16 protein-coding genes and 1 tRNA gene are annotated in these 15,600 nt (G+C 66.7%); 5 read left to right on the top strand and 12 right to left on the bottom strand.

The window, feature by feature from the left end; genetic code table 11:
• Positions 1-91: 91 nt before the first annotated feature.
• On the top strand, positions 92-334 hold the full coding sequence (locus ABWO17_RS13355; RefSeq protein WP_353119330.1) for a hypothetical protein: 243 nt from the start codon (positions 92-94) through the stop codon (positions 332-334).
• A 102-nt stretch (positions 335-436) separates the two neighbouring features.
• Here the strand turns inward: ABWO17_RS13355 and ABWO17_RS13360 are convergent, their stop codons facing one another.
• From ABWO17_RS13360 to ABWO17_RS13385, 6 genes are all read right to left on the bottom strand, one after another.
• On the bottom strand, positions 437-895 hold the full coding sequence (locus ABWO17_RS13360) for a periplasmic heavy metal sensor (RefSeq protein ID WP_353119332.1): 459 nt from the start codon (positions 893-895) through the stop codon (positions 437-439).
• Between the two features lie 251 nt (positions 896-1,146).
• The gene (locus ABWO17_RS13365) at positions 1,147-1,770 is read right to left on the bottom strand and encodes a tetratricopeptide repeat protein (protein ID WP_353119334.1); all 624 of its coding nucleotides are present in this window, start codon (positions 1,768-1,770) and stop codon (positions 1,147-1,149) included.
• The gene (locus ABWO17_RS13370; protein WP_007525518.1) at positions 1,760-2,152 is read right to left on the bottom strand and encodes a hypothetical protein; all 393 of its coding nucleotides are present in this window, start codon (positions 2,150-2,152) and stop codon (positions 1,760-1,762) included. The genes ABWO17_RS13365 and ABWO17_RS13370 overlap by 11 nt, the downstream gene beginning before the upstream one ends.
• 2 nt (positions 2,153-2,154) lie before the next feature.
• Complete coding sequence (locus tag ABWO17_RS13375; protein WP_353119336.1) at positions 2,155-2,823, bottom strand: YkgJ family cysteine cluster protein; 669 nt, start codon at positions 2,821-2,823, stop codon at positions 2,155-2,157.
• 467 nt (positions 2,824-3,290) lie between these two features.
• Positions 3,291-3,479: a ferredoxin gene (locus ABWO17_RS13380; protein WP_007525515.1), complete on the bottom strand. Its 189-nt coding sequence runs from the start codon at positions 3,477-3,479 to the stop codon at positions 3,291-3,293.
• Between the two features lie 256 nt (positions 3,480-3,735).
• Positions 3,736-5,322 (bottom strand): trypsin-like peptidase domain-containing protein, encoded by a 1,587-nt coding sequence (locus ABWO17_RS13385; RefSeq protein ID WP_353119339.1) that lies wholly within the window; start codon positions 5,320-5,322, stop codon positions 3,736-3,738.
• Positions 5,323-5,672: 350 nt separating this feature from the next.
• Between ABWO17_RS13385 and cobT the strand changes: the two genes are divergently transcribed.
• Positions 5,673-6,752 carry a nicotinate-nucleotide--dimethylbenzimidazole phosphoribosyltransferase gene (cobT, locus tag ABWO17_RS13390; RefSeq protein WP_353119341.1) on the top strand — a complete coding sequence of 360 codons (1,080 nt, stop codon included), beginning with the start codon at positions 5,673-5,675 and terminating at the stop codon, positions 6,750-6,752.
• 227 nt (positions 6,753-6,979) lie between these two features.
• Here cobT and ABWO17_RS13395 read toward each other — a convergent pair whose 3' ends face one another.
• Complete coding sequence (locus ABWO17_RS13395; protein ID WP_353119343.1) at positions 6,980-7,564, bottom strand: cyclase family protein; 585 nt, start codon at positions 7,562-7,564, stop codon at positions 6,980-6,982.
• A 144-nt stretch (positions 7,565-7,708) separates the two neighbouring features.
• On the opposite strand from ABWO17_RS13395, the gene ABWO17_RS13400 reads away from it, so the two are divergent.
• Positions 7,709-8,248, top strand: a complete 540-nt coding sequence (locus tag ABWO17_RS13400) for a MarR family winged helix-turn-helix transcriptional regulator (protein WP_353119344.1) — start codon at positions 7,709-7,711, stop codon at positions 8,246-8,248.
• Positions 8,249-8,434: 186 nt separating this feature from the next.
• Here ABWO17_RS13400 and ABWO17_RS13405 read toward each other — a convergent pair whose 3' ends face one another.
• Complete coding sequence (locus tag ABWO17_RS13405; protein ID WP_353119346.1) at positions 8,435-9,397, bottom strand: LysR family transcriptional regulator ArgP; 963 nt, start codon at positions 9,395-9,397, stop codon at positions 8,435-8,437.
• 240 nt (positions 9,398-9,637) lie between these two features.
• On the opposite strand from ABWO17_RS13405, the gene ABWO17_RS13410 reads away from it, so the two are divergent.
• On the top strand, positions 9,638-10,267 hold the full coding sequence (locus ABWO17_RS13410) for a LysE/ArgO family amino acid transporter (RefSeq protein WP_353119348.1): 630 nt from the start codon (positions 9,638-9,640) through the stop codon (positions 10,265-10,267).
• A 231-nt stretch (positions 10,268-10,498) separates the two neighbouring features.
• Here ABWO17_RS13410 and ABWO17_RS13415 read toward each other — a convergent pair whose 3' ends face one another.
• The 4 genes from ABWO17_RS13415 to ABWO17_RS13430 form a co-directional block, all read right to left on the bottom strand.
• Positions 10,499-12,094 carry a DEAD/DEAH box helicase gene (locus tag ABWO17_RS13415; protein WP_353119350.1) on the bottom strand — a complete coding sequence of 532 codons (1,596 nt, stop codon included), beginning with the start codon at positions 12,092-12,094 and terminating at the stop codon, positions 10,499-10,501.
• A gap of 2 nt (positions 12,095-12,096) precedes the next feature.
• Positions 12,097-12,414 carry a GIY-YIG nuclease family protein gene (locus tag ABWO17_RS13420; RefSeq protein WP_012613238.1) on the bottom strand — a complete coding sequence of 106 codons (318 nt, stop codon included), beginning with the start codon at positions 12,412-12,414 and terminating at the stop codon, positions 12,097-12,099.
• A gap of 281 nt (positions 12,415-12,695) precedes the next feature.
• A complete protein-coding gene (locus ABWO17_RS13425) occupies positions 12,696-13,436 on the bottom strand; it encodes a metal-dependent hydrolase (RefSeq protein WP_353119352.1) in 741 nt (246 codons plus the stop codon).
• A 349-nt stretch (positions 13,437-13,785) separates the two neighbouring features.
• On the bottom strand, positions 13,786-14,376 hold the full coding sequence (locus ABWO17_RS13430; protein WP_353119354.1) for a UbiX family flavin prenyltransferase: 591 nt from the start codon (positions 14,374-14,376) through the stop codon (positions 13,786-13,788).
• 444 nt (positions 14,377-14,820) lie between these two features.
• Here ABWO17_RS13430 and ABWO17_RS13435 point away from each other — a divergent pair.
• Positions 14,821-14,897: transfer RNA gene (locus tag ABWO17_RS13435), tRNA-Arg, on the top strand.
• Positions 14,898-15,600 lie beyond the last annotated feature (703 nt).

Raw genomic sequence — 15,600 nt, forward strand, 5'->3', positions numbered from 1 at the left:
GCCGTCCATGTTGTCCGCACCCCGAGGGCATCGGGGCCATCCGGGCCATGGGGTGCGCGGCGCACGAACACATCACCGCGAGCAGATTGTCATGACCACCGACCCTTCCGTATTCCCCGATCCTTCCGACGATGACCTGTGGGAAGCCGTGCGCGCCGACCTGGAAACCCGCTTTCCCGGCCGCTACGACGAGGCCACCGTGCGCCGCGCCTTCGAGGCGGTGTGTGCGAACGAGGAAGACTACCTGCCCCAGCGCGCCCTGCTCAAGAAGGTGCGCATGGCCTGCATGTGGACCCGCCCCAGCCTGGACGGCCGGGCGGAAGGGGCGGAATAGCCCTCAGGGCCGCGCCTTTCCGGGGGGTGACGCCGCGCCCGTGCATGAGGGGCCACTGCGGAAATGCGAGCCCGTCCTGCTCGCCGCTTTCCACGCACGCCTTCAGGGCAGCAGGGGATGGCGGAACAGCGGGTGTGCGGCGTGGCGGTCCAGCAGCCCGGCCAGGCGATCCCGCTGCGCCGGTGACAGCCCGGCGTGAAATTGCACGAAGGCGTCGCGCGCGTTGGCGTAGGCCTGCTCGGCCAGTTGGCGTTTTTCCGCGAACAGGGCGTCCAGCGCATCCGGGGCCATGGCCCCGTCGCGGATGACCGCGTGCAGGCGCTGGCGCAATGCCGTGTTGTGGCGGCGCAGTTCGTCCAGCGTGCGTTCGTGGGCGTCCAGACGCCGGGCCAGTTGCCGCGCCTCGTCCGGCGCAAGCTCCAGTTCGCGGGCCACGGTGCGCGCCACGCGGCGCATGTCCACCCCGGCCAGGCGCGCGGCAATGCGCCGCCTGTTGTACCACAGCACGCAGAGCACGGTGGCCTTGACCGCCACCACCCCCACGGCGAATTCCCAACTCATGCGGTGTCTCCGGATATGTTCGTGGCGGCTCCGCCCGGCGGAGAGGTCCGGCCTCTCCGTGTCGGGGCTGGCCCCGCCGCCACCGGGTTTCGTGGTGCCCGATCATGTCCATCCGACATGCACGAAAAAGGGGGAAGGGCCAAGGCCCTTCCCCCGTCGTCATTCCCTGTGTGATCCCTGTTCCCCTGCCCGCCCTGTGGCCAACGAAGCCAACTCGACCAATTGGCCAACGGGCAAAGGGCTGATTCGGGCTAACGGTGGGCTTCCAGATCCTTCAGGAACTCCGGACGCACCTCGAAGCCGCAGGCAGCGGCCTGGTCGGCGAACTGCACGGCCTGGGCGAATTCGCCCCGCTCGAAGTGGGCCAGCGCCAAGTTGTTGTAGGCCGGGCCAAAGCCGGGCTCGCGCTTGATGGCCTCGCGGCTGATCTGGATGGAGGCCTCGTAGTCGCCCTGCATGTAGTAGGCGGCGCCCATGGTGGCCATGGCTTGGATGAAGTCCGGGTCCCACTTCAGGGCCTTCTTCAGGGCCTTGACGGCTTCTTCCGGCTCGCCGCGCTGCAGGTGCACGAAGCCGATGTTGCTCCACGGCACCGGGAACTTGGCGCGGCACTGGGCCGCTTCCTCGTTGTAGCGCAGGCAGCCGTCCAGGTCGCCGCGTTGCAGGCAGATGCCGCCCAGTTGCACGTAGGCTTCGGCCAGGCGGGGCGAATTGCGCACCGCGCTCAGGAACGATTCTTCCGCCGCCACGAAGTCGCGCTTGTGCAGCAGGGCCACGCCAAGGTTGTAGTGATGGTTGGCGCAGTTCTCGCTTTTCTCTATTTCGGCGCGCAGATCGGCGATGTACTCGTCAATGTCATCATATTTATCCTTCATCGACATGACCCTCCTTGATCAGAATATTGTAGTACCACACGCAGAAATCGAACACGCCGCGGTACTTTTCGTCCTTGTTGACGATGCCGAGGGCGGTTTCAAGCGCGCCGCGACCGTATTCGTTGGTGTAGTCCTTCTTGTTGGCGGTCTGCAAAAATTCGCGGACGAGCTGCTGGGTGGTGCGCTTGGTGATGTCCTGGCGCGTGTCCAGTGGGTCGTTGGGCTTCTGGAAGGGGTCCCAGTTCTCGTAGCCGATGCGCTCGACGTACTTGCGCCGCCGGGGAGACATGGCGTCCCAGATGGCGCGCTTCTGGACTTCCTCGTCCGGTGTCAGTTCCCGCGTGGTGCTGTCGCGGAACATGGAGCCCGAGATGTTGACCATGCTCAGTCCTCCTTCTTCACCGGGCCGACGCCAAGATAGGCATTGTCGTATTTGGTGATCAGCGCCATGGACACGGGCACGTACACCTTGTCCAGTTCGCGGTAGCGCGACTGCACGGCCACCAGTATCTCGTGGCTGAGGCCCGCCAGTCGCTCGTGGATCTTGTCCAGGGCCACGGTGGGGTACCGCCCGCCGGGGGCAAACCCCGTGCGGCCACAGGTATGGGCCACGCCGCCGATGGCGGTGGGAATGCCGTACAGGCGGCAGGTGATGGGCCGGTGGGCATACATGGCGCAGGTGTCGTCGTCGCCCAGCAGGGGGCAGCGGATGCGTTCGCGCGCCACTTCGGCCAGCAGTTCGGCGGAATCGCGCCCGGTCAGCGATTCCTTGTACAGGCGGCGCTTCAGGCGCACGGCGTGGCGGTCTGCCGCGTCGGCCCGCTCGAGAATGGCGGAGCGCTCTGCCCCGAAGCCGAACGATCCGGCAAAGCGCTGGTTCAGGTACATGGCCTCCACGAGGCCAAGGTCGAAAAGGGCGTGGCAGCAATCGCTGCAACCAAGGCCGCAGGTCACGCAGTCGGCGTGCTGCGAACGCACGCGCTCGAACAGCGCATCGGCTTCTGCCACCAGTCGTTCATATTTGGCGAAGATTTCCGTCAGGTCCACGGTCATCCATTCTGCTCCTTGGGGGCCGCGCGTGCGCGACCGTCATGCGATGGCCCGACAGGTTGGCGTATCGGGCGCTGGGCGGACTCGGTCGTTCTGTGGCCGGAATGCACACCCCAAGGTTGCCGTGGCCGGTTGCCTTTCGGAACGGTGTGCCGAAAAGGCGTGCGGACGGTGGTTCGCGCGGCTCCCGCGCGGGCGTGCGGATGTGCGGGAATACGCGATGCGGCGGTGCGCCGCGATGCGGGCGGGCGGCACGTCACGGGAAGGCAACCCCCGTTTCCGTCGGGGCACCGGGCTTGGGGCGTGGGCGTGACATGGGGCGTTGCGCGGGCATGGCCCCTGCCCCCCTCGTGCCCACGCAGACCGCGTGAAACCTGCCTTGGAGTCTCCCCTTTGATGCGGCAAATGCCGCCGGACGGCGCAAACGTCGTCCGGCGGCATGACGTGCAGCAAATCCGGAAAGGCGGCGACTAGTTCTCTTCGACGGTGATCGCGCCGGCTTCGCAGACTTCCACGCAGGATTCACAGCCCAGGCATTCTTCTTCGTTCACGGGAACAGCCTTGCCGTCCTGCAGTTCGTAAACTTCGACGGGGCACACGTCCACGCATTCGCCGTCGCCGGTACACTTATCGGTGTCAACAGTAACAGTCCAACCCATGTCATCCTCCAGGCGTGTTTTTCGGCCGACGACGTAGTCGGCTTTTTGGGAACAATCTCCTGTCGTGATTGCGGAAAAACCGCGTCACGACAGGGTTTGACGGCTTACCATCGAAATTGCAGATAGCTGTCGGCAACCGGGGTGTCAAGCTTTGACGCAAATTCTCATCGTTGCGGGATGCGGGAATCTTGGCGGCCGGAAATTGCCAACCCCGCAGGGCTTCACCGCAACCGGGATTTTTGCCAAGCGACGGGCCTCACACCGCCAGTGACACGTAGTACCCCTTGCCGCCGCGCTGGATGAGCAGGGTCACCTTGCCCGCCAGCCGGTGCCGGGCAAACGCCTGGGCAAAGTCGCGGGTATTGGCCACGCGTACCCCGCCTACCTGGCGCACCATGTCGCCGGGGGCAAGGCCCAGCCGCGCGGCGGGGCTGCCCGGCAGCACGGCATTGATGCGGACTCCGTTACCCTGGCCCTCCTGCACGCGCAGGCCCCAGCGCCGTTCGGCCAGCCGTTCCGCCGTTTCCTGCGTGAACACGGCCGGGGTCAGGCGCAGGGTGGCCGTTTTGCCTTCGCGCAGCAGGCCCACCTCCAGCGTGTCGCGGTGGGTGTAGTTGCGCAGCAGCATGATGTAGGCGTCCTTGTCTTCAACGGGGTTGCCGTTGACGGACACCAGCACGTCGCCGGGGCGCAGCCCGGCCTTGGCCGCCGGGGTGCCCTGCTGCACCTCGGTCACCAGCATGCCCGAGGCCCGCTTCAGCCCCAGCCACGCCGCCGTGCGCTGGTCGATGTCCTGCCCCAGCACGCCCAGCCACACCGGGTCCACCCGGCCCTGGCCCAGCAGTTCCTCGACCACGCGGCGGGCCTTGTCCACGGGAATGGCAAAGCCGATGCCCTCGCCCTTGGCATACACCGCCGTGTTGATGCCGATGAGCTCGCCCGTGATGTTCAGCAGCGGGCCGCCGCTGTTGCCGGGGTTGATGGCCGCGTCGGTCTGGATGAGGTCGGTGATCATGCCCTGCTCCACCTTGATGGACCGGCCAAGGGCCGACACCACCCCGGTGGTCACGGTGTGCGCGAAGCCGAAGGGGTTGCCGATGGCGATGACCGTCTCGCCGGGCATCAGGTCGGACGAGGTGGCCATTTTTACGGCGGGCAGGTTCTGGGCGCCGGGCACGCGCAGCACGGCGATGTCGAAATCGGTGTCCGATCCCAGCAGTTCGGCGTCCAGCGAGCGACCATCCAGCAGGTGCACGGCAATGCCCGTGGCCCCGGCGATGACGTGGGCGTTGGTGAGCACGATGCCGGGGTGCCCGCCATCGGGGTTGATGATCACCCCGGAACCCAGGCTGCGCCGGGTCTGGCGCTGGGTGGGCAGGCTGGGGAACATTTCGCGCGCGGCCTCGTCGTCCATCAGGCCGGGGAAAGGATTGAAATTGCGCTCCACCACGCGTGCGGTGGTGATGTTGACCACGGCGGGGGCCACGGCGCTGACGGCGCGCACCACTGGCGTGAGGCGCGGGCTGTTGTCCGGAATGCCGGGGGGCAGGGTGGGCGAGCGCGGCGTGGGCACGGTGATGGCCGCGCGGCCCGGCTGCGAGGACACCGGCTGGTCCGCCACCAGCGGGGCGGGGGAAGATTCCGCCGCCAGGGCGATCCGGGGCGAAAGTGATGACGCGGCGGGCAGCGCCACGGGTGCGGCAGTCAGGGCCAGGGCGGCCAGCGTAAGGGCCGCGTGCCGGGCGATACGGACGATACGGACGATACGCTCGGCACGGGCAACGTGGCCGGTGCGATCAGGCAACATGTCATGGCCGGGCAACAGTCTGTGGATGAACATCATGGGTGCTCCCCGTGGGATGTGCGATTTTCGCACGCACACTATGCGGCCTGCGGCGGGCGTCGGCAAGGGGGCAAGGAGGCGGACAGACAGGAGACATGTGCAAGGGGCCGTGCACGAACAAGCGCACGTCGCGGGGCGACGGCTTTCCCCGCCGTGCCGGTCGTCGTGTCCCATGCACAGGGGGGCACAGGCGCACAAGGGAAGGGCGGACAGATGAGGCGGAACCGCCTGCGGCGCGGCCGTCCTGCACCGTCGTTCGCCGCCGCACGCCGCGCCCCGGCTTGCCTTGCCCGGCCCGTGGCGCTACCGTGCGCCGGTTCCCGTTCCACACCGACACTCCGGGGGTTCCCATGCCGTCTCTTTCTCCGCGTCTTCTCGACCTCATCGCTGCCATCGACCCCGTGGACCACGGCCACGACCCTGCCGGGCAGGCCCATCTGGACAACCTTACCAAACCGCGCGGCAGCCTGGGCCGTCTGGAAGAGCTGGCCTTGCAACTGCACCGCATCCAGGGCGGCGCGCGCCCGCTGGCCGTCGACCCCGCGCGCATCTTCACCATCGCGGGCGACCACGGCGTTGCCGCCGAGGGCGTTTCGCTGTTTCCGCAGGAAGTGACCCGCCAGATGGTGCTCAATTTCCTGAACGGCGGCGCGGGCATCAACGTGCTGTGCGCCACTGCGGGCATTGACCTGCGCGTGGTGGATGCCGGGTGCCTGGGCGACGACTTTGCCCCGCACCCGCAGCTGATCCGCCGCAAGGTGGCCCCCGGCACCGCCAACATGACCCACGGCCCGGCCATGACCCGCGAACAGTGCGAGGCCGCCCTGCTGCTGGGCGCGGACCTTGCCGCGCAGGCCGCCGCCGACGGCTGCCGCTGCGTGGGCACCGGCGACATGGGCATTGCCAACACCACGCCGTCCACCGCCCTGTACTGCGCGTACCTGGGCCTTGACCCCGAAGCCGTCACCGGCCCCGGCACCGGCCTTGACCCCCACGGTGTGGCTCGCAAGGCCCGGGTTATCCGCGCCGCCCTGACCGCCAACCGCCGCGCCGTGGAATCCGGCGACCCGGTGGACATCCTGGCCGCCGTGGGGGGCCTTGAAATCGCCGCCCTTGCCGGGCTTATCCTTGGCGCGGCCCGCCACCGGCTGGTGGCCGTCATCGACGGGTTCATCTCCACCGCCGCCTACACCGCCGCGTGGAAAATAGCCCCCGCCGTGGCGGGGTACTGCGTGTTCAGCCACGCATCGGCCGAACAGGGCCACAAGGCCATCCTGCACAAGCTGGACATCCGCCCCCTGCTCGACCTCGGCCTGCGCCTTGGCGAAGGCACCGGCGGCGCGCTGTCCATCTTCCTGCTGCGCAGCGCCGCCGACATCTTCGAAAAGATGGCCACCTTCGGCGATGCCGGGGTGGATGCCGGGAAGTAGGGGCGCAGCAGAAGGGAAAGGGAAAAGAACGACAAGGAGAGCATCGGGGAGGGTGGTTTTTCCCTTCCCCGGTGCTCTCCCTGCTTTTGGAAGGGCAGCAGCCTGAGGGGCTTTCCGGAGTCTTTCCCCCGGAGGCCCGTGGCGCAGCCGGAACGCGCTGCTGCCATGCGGGACTCAACCGCCGGAACGATGCGGCGCGCGTCCCTTCCGGTCATCGGGACCGGGCGTTACAACTCGGCAAGTATCCTGCACGGCAACCCCGTTGCGTCTTCAAGGCGCAAGGGAAATGTGCGTACGCAGAAGGGGCGCTGCCCGGCGTTCCGGCCCAGCGCCTCAAGGTTGTGCACGTTTTCCACCACGAAGGAACCGGCCTCTGCGCAAAAGAGGTCGGCTTGCCTGTGTTCTTCGGGAAGCCGGACACCCGAGCAATCCACGCCGATCATTGCAACCTTGTGCGCTGTCAGGGCGCGGAGCAGGTTCCACGAAAGTCGGGCGCCCGCCTGCATGTATTCCGGCGTGGCATAGCCGTATTCCGCAAGGCTGCCCGTGTGGAAGAACACGAAATCGCCAGCCTGAACGGCATCCATGGGTACGTCGGCCACCCCGACATCCCGTTGCCGCACGTGCCGCACGTCGAAGATCCGCCCCTGCCGCGTGAAATAGTCCTCCGGCCAGCTTTTGCCCATGAGGTCCAGATGGGTGCCCAGATGGCCGAAAAGATCCGACCGGGATGCATGGGGGTGCCTTGCGACCGCAGCTTCGCTTGCCTCAATATCCTTGCGGCCCAAGGGGTATGTCAGGTCCAGCAGCATGTGTGGCTCCTTTGGCGGTGTGTGCCGCCTGCACACTTTGTTAACCAGGAAACAATCTGCCGAACATTGTTTCCTTGTCAACAAAAAGTTTTCTGCTAGACTGTCCCCGTTTCTCCAAAATGCAACGCAACCAGCGAGGAAAGCATGACATCCCGTACAAGTCCGCTGAAGGTCCAGGTCCTCAAGGGGCTGCTGGATCTTGCCCATCGGATGGAAGAGGTGGATGGGCTGTTCGGCAAGGTGGGCCGCAACGTTGCGGGTGACGGACTGGGAGAATTGACCGTGGCGGAATGTCATTTCCTGGCTGCCCTGAACACGGTTGCCCCGGCCAATGGCGCGACGCTGGCCCGCCATCTGGGCATGACGCGGGGCGGTGTGTCCAAGATGGCCACGCGGCTTCAGGCCAGAAAGCTTGTGGAGCCTCTTCGGGTGGAAGGCGACAGGAAGAGCGTGCACTATTCGCTGACCGAATCGGGCAGGCAGGCCGTGCACATACACGACGCCCTGCACGGTCTTGCGGAAGACATGCTGTGGGAACGGTTACGGAATCGTTCCGACGAGGACCTGGAGTTTCTGGGGCGGGTTCTGGCGGAAGTGGCGGGCATGCTGGCGGAAGTGAACAGGGAAGTGCAGGCCAACGCCAGCGTCTTGCTGGCCCGGAAGCAAGCCCCCGCCGGGGCATGACGCCTCCGGCCCAGGCGCAACCCGCAGGTGTCGCCCGTGCCCGACCCGCACTGCGCCCTTGCGCCGCTGTGCCCCGGCCGGTATGGCCAGCCCTGTCAACGCGGGCCCGGAATCACGCAGTTGCCGCACGCGCCCACGGGCGCGTTTTTTTGCGGCTGCGGTACGGGTGGCTCTTGTCCCTTCCCGCTATTCCTGTGCCAACACCTGTTGGGCATGGGTGACCACATGGTGGGTCAGGGCATCGAGCAGGCGGGTGCGCAGTCCCCAGCAGTGCCAGTAAAGGCGGATGGGCACGGCGTGACCGGGGGCGAGATCGACCAGACGGCCATCGGCAAGGTGCTCGCGGGCCTGGGGCAGGGGGATCATGCCGTAGGCAAGGCCTTGGGCCACCACGTCCACAAAGCGTTCGGACGAGGGGATGTAGTGCAGCGGCAGGCTGCGGGTGATGCGGTCGAAGGACGCGGCGGTGGGCAGCAGGCCGCGCAGGAACTGGTGGTGCACTTCGTCGGCGCGGTTGAAGATCACGGCGGGCGCGCGGCACAGGGCGGCTTCGGTCAGCCCGGTGGGGAGCCACTGCGCGGCGAAGTCGGGCGCGGCAAGGCACAGGTAGTCCACCCGGCCCAGCGGCAGGCAGCGGCAGCCCTGTACGGCGGCGGCGCGGGTGGACACGGCGGCGGCCACGTGGCCGTCGCGCAACAGAAGATGGGTGCGTTCCTGGTCGTCCACGGAAAGGTCGAGCAGGGCGCGTTCCGTGCGCAGGAACGGGGCTACGGCGTCGGGAAACCACGTGGCCAGGCTGTCCGCGTTCACGGCCACGGGCAGGGTGGTCCATGGAATGTGGGCCGGTTCGGAGTCGTCCGAATCCGGCGAACCGGACGCCCCGCCAACCCCGCCCTCTGGCCGCAGGACGGCGGCAAGGTCGGTTTCCAGCAGGCCCACCTTGTCGCAATGGGCCAGCAGGCGGCGTCCTTCGTCGGTGGCGCGGGCCGGGGTGGCGCGCACCACCAGCACGGTGCCCAGTTGGTCCTCCAGCGCCTTGACCCGCTGCGACACGGCGGACTGCGTCAGGTGCAGCACCCGCGCGGCCCGCTCGAAGCCCCCTTCACGGATGACGGCGGCCACGGCCTCCACAAGTCGGTAGTCGAGCATGGTCGATTAGTACGTTTGCTTATGCAACAACACAACAAGTAATTTCACGCATGACGCGGAACGCGGTAGAGCAGGGGCGTCACGGCGGATTGCCGCCCGTACGGCATGTATCCCGGAGACACCCCCCCCAAGGGCAGTCTCTTCCGGACAGGTTTGTCGGGAAACGTTTTCCCGACAACGTGTGCCGACGGACGACGGGCGGCGCTCGCCGGACATCATTCCTGCTTCCGGAGTTGCGCCATGCACCTTACCCCTTACCTTCAGGGCCTTGGCATCGGGGCCAGCCTGATCATCGCCATCGGCGCGCAGAACGCCTTCGTGCTGACCCAGAGCCTGCGCCGCAACCACCACATGGCCGTGGCCTCGCTGTGCGCATGCATCGACGTGGTGCTGATAACCGCCGGAGTGGCCGGGGTGGGCACGGCGGTTGCCGCCAGCCCGCTGCTGCGCCAGGGCGCCGCCGTGGGCGGCGCGGTGTTTCTGGCCTGGTTCGGGTTCGGCGCGCTGCGCTCGGCCCTGCGGCCCGGCATCCTTGAAGCCGACCGGGCAGTGGGCGACGGCGGGCGCACCAGCCTGCGCCGGGTGCTGGGGGCCACGCTGGCCGTGTCCCTGCTGAACCCGCACGTGTATCTTGATACCGTGGTCATGCTGGGCGGCATCAGCGGGCACTACCCGGCGTCGGAGCGCTTCTCCTTCGGCGCGGGTGCGGCCACGGCGTCGTGTTTGTGGTTTCTTGCCCTTGGTGGCTGCGGCAGGGTGCTGGCCCCGCTGTTCCGCAAGCCCGTGGCCTGGCGCGTGCTGGACGGCAGCGTGTGCCTGGTGGTGTGGGGCGTGGCCCTGTCCCTGGCCCGGCAGGCCTGGGCGGGGTAGGAACTGTTTTGACGCGTAGCGGCCACCACCCGTGCTGCGTGAAGGCCCGCATAAGGGCCGCGGCTCTCACCAACGCTATTTCTGTGCGGCGCTGTTTTTTCGGCAAAAAGAAACGTGAGGCCCCGATGCCGGGACCTCACGTTTCTTTTTTATGGTCTTTGTTTCGTTACGGGCAACGACAGGTGGCGTTGCCGCAGGCAGAGGGCAAAAGGCGCCTTGCGGCCATGCCACCTATTCCCGGTCGCGCGGCGTCGCCGGTTCCACCGCCAGGCGGAAGCCCCGGATCTGGTTGCCGTTCATGACGGAGAGCACCTCTTGCGCGTAGTCGGAGGGCACTTCCACGAACGACACGCGGTCGCGGATGTCGATGGCCCCGATCATGCGACCGGGTATGCCGGTTTCGCCCGCAATGGCCCCCACGATGTCGCGCGCGGTGACGCGCATCTTGCGGCCCACGTTCAGGAACAGGCGCACCATGCCGGGTTCGGCGCCGGTGCCCGCCGGGGTCTTTTCACCGCCGGGCACGGCGTCGCCCAGTTCGCGGCGCATCAGCAGCTTGAGCAGCGCTGCGGCCATGTCCACGGTGGTCACGTCCTCGTCCAGGAACGATTCCACGATGTCGGTGTACTTTTCCAGTTCGCCCGCTTCGATGTGGCGACGCACTTCGGCCAGCAGCTGGTTGGTCTTCACCGTGGCCACGTCGCTGGACGTGGGCACCTGGTGCTGCACGATGTGCGCCTTGGTGAACTTCTTGATGTCGCGCAGCTTGTAGAAGTCGCGCCCGGAGACAAAGGTGAACGCCCGGCCCGAACGCCCGGCGCGGCCCGTGCGGCCAATGCGGTGCACGTAGTGCTCGACCGCGTTGGGGATGTCGTAGTTGACCACGGCTTCCACGTCGTCCACGTCGATGCCGCGTGCGGCCACGTCGGTGGCGACCAGAATTTCGATGCCGTTGCTGCGGAAGCGGGCCATCACCCGGTCGCGCTGCGACTGGTTGAGGTTGCCGTGCAGGCCGTCGGCCTGGTAGCCGCGCCCTTGCAGGTGCTGGGTCAGCTCATCCACGCCGCGCTTGGTCGAGCAGAACACGATGGCGCGCTTGGGGTTGTACAGGTCCAGCACGCGACACAGCGCCTCCAGCTTCTGGAAGGGCCGCACCTCGTAGTAGATCTGTTCGATGCTGGGCACGGTGACCTGCTTCTGGGTCACCTTGAGGAATTCGGGCGTCTTCAGGAAGCGCTGGGCCATGTCGAGGATGGCCGGGGGCATGGTGGCGGAAAAGAACACCGTCTGCGCTTCGCTTCGCACCTGGCCGAGGATGTGCTCGATGTCATCGCGAAAGCCCATGTCCAGCATTTCGTCGGCTTCGTCCAGCACGGCCATGCGCACCGTGGAAAGGTTGATGGTGCCGCGCTCCATGTGGTCCATGACGCGACCGGGGGTGCCCACCACCACCTGCGCGCCGCGGCGCAGGGCCTTGAACTGGCGGTCGATGGGCTGCCCGCCGTACACGGGCAGCACGTACAGCCCGCGCTTGCGCGAGGCAAGCTGGGTAAGTTCTTCCGCCACCTGGATGGCCAGTTCGCGCGTGGGGCACAGGATGATGCCCTGGATGTCCTTTTCGCGCGGGTCCACCCGCTCCAGCAGGGGGATGCCGAAGGCGGCGGTCTTGCCGGTACCGGTCTGGGCCTGGCCGATGACGTCGCGGCCTTCCATGATGTGGGGGATGGCCAGCGCCTGGATGGGCGAGGCTTCTTCGAAGCCCATCTCTTCGATGGCCTTCAGCATTTCCTTGGAAAGGGACAATTCTTCAAAGCGTAAGGTTTCCATTCTCATTCCTTCGTGCGCGGGGCGCTCGGCGGCGCCGCGACGGGAAGTGCGTTGGCGTATCGTGCCAGTGCTTCCTGCTTCCTGTCGGGGGGCAACCGTTTGACGTGATGCTCGGCCTTCTGTGCGGTGCTGCGGTCAGGGAACGGGGCGGTGGCGATCAGCGTGACCGGGCGGCGCGAGCGCGTGTAGCGCGCGCCCCTGCCCCGGTTGTGTTCGCCAAGGCGCCGTTCCATGTCCGTGGTGACGCCGCAGTACAGCGTCCCGTCGGCACAGCGCACAAGATAGACAACCCATTTGTATGTTACCGCCGCGTGTTCCATGGAGGTACCGAATCGGGGCACACGCCCCGTTCGCTCCGGACCTCCCGCGCACGATGCCAGCCGCACGCGAAACCGGAGGCGATGCCCCGCGTCCGTGGGCCGGAATCCGCATTCCGGCGCGTGGCGCGCGAGGCGTGTTACACTATTGACGATGCGGGTCCGTTGCCGCGAGCGCGCGGCCGGTGCCCGGTCTTTCCCAGAGTACTCGTCGCATCCGTTCGCGCGCGAGTATTACTTGCGCGCTGGCGGGGCTGCCCGCCAGCGGCAAAAAGACCGCGTGCCTAACAGTAGGCGCAGCCCCGGCCATCCTCGCCCATGTCGAGCATGATGGTGTCGCCGGGTTTCATGTCGAACAGCCGACAGTCCGGGGCATGGTTGCGCAACTGCTCGCGGAAGCGCTCGGTGTTCTGTTCCAGCACCGGAAAGGTGCCCCAGTGCATGGGCACCACCGAGCGGGTGCGCAGCATGGCGCTGGCCATGGCCGCCTGCCGCGCGTCCATGGTGAAGGTGCCGCCGATGGGCAGCATGGCAAGGTCGATGGAATGCAGCCGTCCCCACAGCTCCATCGACGCGAAGATGCCCGTGTCCCCGGCGTGGTAGAAGGTGAACCCGCCCGGCATGGTCACGATGTACCCCACGGGCGCGCCCGATTCCGACGAGTGGAAGGCCTGGGTCATGGTGACGCTGACGCCCTTGTGCGTCACCGTGCCGCCAATGTTGAAGCCGATGGAGTTCAGCAGCAGGCCGGGGCGCAGCCCTTCTTCAAGCAGGCGCTGGGCCGTGCCCACGATGCACCCCAGCAGCGCACCCGTGGTGTTGCATATCTGCACCGCCTGGCCCACGTGGTCGCCGTGGTCGTGGGTGACCAGCACGAGGTCCGGCGGGGCGATGTCGCTCCACGGGGTGGACGCCGAGGGGTTGCCCTCGAAGAACGGGTCTACCAGCACGTTGGCCAGCCCGTTGGCCCCGTCGCAGGAAATCTGGAAATTGGCGTGGCCGTGCCATGTGAGGCTGTACTGCATGGTCTGATCCTGCCTTTCCGCAAAAAAGGTTTCCGCGTCGCCCAGGCCCTGCCCCGGCGCATGTCCGCGCACGGGAAGGCCTGTTGACGATGCGGCAGGAGGAACGCTGTTCCGGTTCCTTCCGGTATCGACGCAATACCGGGGGAATCGGGGTTCCCGTTCGATGCCGCGCGGCGGTCCGCACGTCACGGATGTCCGGGCCGTTGCCCGGTGCACAGGCTGTGGCGCGGCCCCCGCGCCCTGCCCCGTGCCCGGTCTGTCTGCCTGACTGGCCCTGTCTGGCCCTGCCTGGTCATCTCTCGGGCCATCTCAGGCCATCTCGGGCCATCCGTGCGCCGTGGCGGCGCGGCTATTCCCTGTCGGCGGCCTCGCCCCAGCGGGCGGCAAGGGCGTTGGGCACGCCGATCTGGTCCAGAATGCGCCCGGCAAGGTGGTCCAGGATATCCTGCACGCAGGTGGGCCGCGCGTAAAAGCCGGGGCAGGGCGGCATGATCACCGCGCCCGCCTCGGCGGCGGCCAGCATGTTGCGCAGGTGTACCCGGCTCACGGGCGTTTCGCGCACCACCAGCACCAGCGGGCGGCGCTCCTTCAGGGTGACGTCGGCGGCGCGGTGCAGCAGGTTGCTGCCGGTGCCGTGGGCGATGGCGGCCAGCGTGCTCATGGAGCAGGGGCAGACCACCATGCCGTCGTGCGGCCACGATCCGCTGGACGGCGGCGCGCCGAAGTCGCGCGCGTCGTGGGTCACGTCGGCCAGGGCCAGCAGGTCTTCCGCGCGCAGGTCCGATTCCAGCGCCAGCACCTGCCGGGCCGCGTCGGACACCACAAGGTGCACCTGCGCGCCGCCGGGCAGGGCGCGCGCGGCATCGCGCAGACCGCGCAACAGGGTGACGGCCAGCGGCATGCCGCTGGCGCCGGATATGCCGACAACGAAGCGTTTCATGAAATCTCCGGAACTGGCCCCGCCTTCATGGCGCTGTGCGCTGCTGCCGCGCGGCGCGCGGACAACCGGCACCCTTGCCGTGCCAGATGGCGCCCGTTGGCGCGGACCAGGCCGATACCGTGCCGGCCGGGGCGTAAAAAGTCGGGCGGGCGGCTTTCGGGGCGGAAGGGGCGACGCAGTGGAGGTGGGGTGGGATGTTTTTATCGAAAATGTGCACGACGCGCCATGCCTGCAAGGCCGTCCGACACGTTTTTTTTCAAGACCGTCACACATTGGCGGCCATTGGGGCATGCCGGAAGGGGGAGGCTCGTCAATTCGGAGCTTGCCGGTCGTGTTCGTTCCCCCGGCAGCAGGGGGTGGAAAGGGCGGGTGGCGCGCGGTACGCGCGGGAATCACATATGTCTTGACAGCGCATGTGGGCAAGCGATAGTTGTCCCGTTTCGCGGGCAATTAGCTCAGATGGATAGAGCGTTGGCCTCCGGAGCCAAAGGCCACAGGTTCGAATCCTGTATTGCCCACCACGCGACCCCTTGGGGCGCTTTCGCAACGCTGCGGAAGCGCCCCTTTTGCGTGCTCGCCGTTTCCGCCCGCCAGCCTGCTCCACCGGTTCATTCCTCGCGCACCTTCGCCCCACGCCCCTTCCTGTTCCCTTTGACTACCCTGTTTTGAAAAAAATAATGCCCCGTGCAAAAAATTTTTATCCGTTTTTTCGGACAGAAATGACCGTGCACATCTTTTGAGTGTAGCAAGACATTTCAAAAAAGTAGCGAGCAGGCACAATACGCCTTACCGCGCGGTGCATTCCCTTGCATGGGGCCACGCCTGCAATCCGGCACGGCACAGGGCAAACGGGGAAGGCGTTGTTGCGTCACCGGGTTGAACGACGTCTTCCGGGGCTCCATCGGCGTCACGGACATGCCGGGGACACGCAGTGTTCCCTGTTCCGCAGCCTATGAAGTTTGCAATGTCTGCCTTGGTGCGCGGGTGTTCCGTAGCGCATATCGGCTGTTGTCCGTGCAAATGCATATGTCGCGCACAACTCTGGTAACGAATGGCATGTCGTGTATTGTCACAAGTTGAATTTCATGCACATATCAGCGGTGAGAGACGTGCATTAATTGGTGTATTCACGTGTCGTAGTGCTTAATGGTGCGCTATTTTGCTGTCATGAGTGTTTTTACTCGAATGTTTCCTGTGCTTGAATCATGATAAAGATATTGGTTG

This window comes from Nitratidesulfovibrio sp., from assembly GCF_040373385.1.
Taxonomy (GTDB): domain Bacteria; phylum Desulfobacterota; class Desulfovibrionia; order Desulfovibrionales; family Desulfovibrionaceae; genus Cupidesulfovibrio.

Coding starts and splice junctions, on each gene's coding strand:
- ABWO17_RS13430 (WP_353119354.1), bottom strand. CDS start 14,376: ATGAAACGCTTCGTTGTCGGCATATCCGGCGCCAGCGGCATGCCGCTG.
- ABWO17_RS13380 (WP_007525515.1), bottom strand. CDS start 3,479: ATGGGTTGGACTGTTACTGTTGACACCGATAAGTGTACCGGCGACGGC.
- ABWO17_RS13405 (WP_353119346.1), bottom strand. CDS start 9,397: ATGCTCGACTACCGACTTGTGGAGGCCGTGGCCGCCGTCATCCGTGAA.
- ABWO17_RS13360 (WP_353119332.1), bottom strand. CDS start 895: ATGAGTTGGGAATTCGCCGTGGGGGTGGTGGCGGTCAAGGCCACCGTG.
- ABWO17_RS13375 (WP_353119336.1), bottom strand. CDS start 2,823: ATGACCGTGGACCTGACGGAAATCTTCGCCAAATATGAACGACTGGTG.
- ABWO17_RS13395 (WP_353119343.1), bottom strand. CDS start 7,564: ATGCTGCTGGACCTGACATACCCCTTGGGCCGCAAGGATATTGAGGCA.
- ABWO17_RS13420 (WP_012613238.1), bottom strand. CDS start 12,414: ATGGAACACGCGGCGGTAACATACAAATGGGTTGTCTATCTTGTGCGC.
- ABWO17_RS13385 (WP_353119339.1), bottom strand. CDS start 5,322: ATGATGTTCATCCACAGACTGTTGCCCGGCCATGACATGTTGCCTGAT.
- ABWO17_RS13370 (WP_007525518.1), bottom strand. CDS start 2,152: ATGGTCAACATCTCGGGCTCCATGTTCCGCGACAGCACCACGCGGGAA.
- ABWO17_RS13415 (WP_353119350.1), bottom strand. CDS start 12,094: ATGGAAACCTTACGCTTTGAAGAATTGTCCCTTTCCAAGGAAATGCTG.
- ABWO17_RS13410 (WP_353119348.1), top strand. CDS start 9,638: ATGCACCTTACCCCTTACCTTCAGGGCCTTGGCATCGGGGCCAGCCTG.
- ABWO17_RS13355 (WP_353119330.1), top strand. CDS start 92: ATGACCACCGACCCTTCCGTATTCCCCGATCCTTCCGACGATGACCTG.
- cobT (WP_353119341.1), top strand. CDS start 5,673: ATGCCGTCTCTTTCTCCGCGTCTTCTCGACCTCATCGCTGCCATCGAC.
- ABWO17_RS13400 (WP_353119344.1), top strand. CDS start 7,709: ATGACATCCCGTACAAGTCCGCTGAAGGTCCAGGTCCTCAAGGGGCTG.
- ABWO17_RS13365 (WP_353119334.1), bottom strand. CDS start 1,770: ATGAAGGATAAATATGATGACATTGACGAGTACATCGCCGATCTGCGC.
- ABWO17_RS13425 (WP_353119352.1), bottom strand. CDS start 13,436: ATGCAGTACAGCCTCACATGGCACGGCCACGCCAATTTCCAGATTTCC.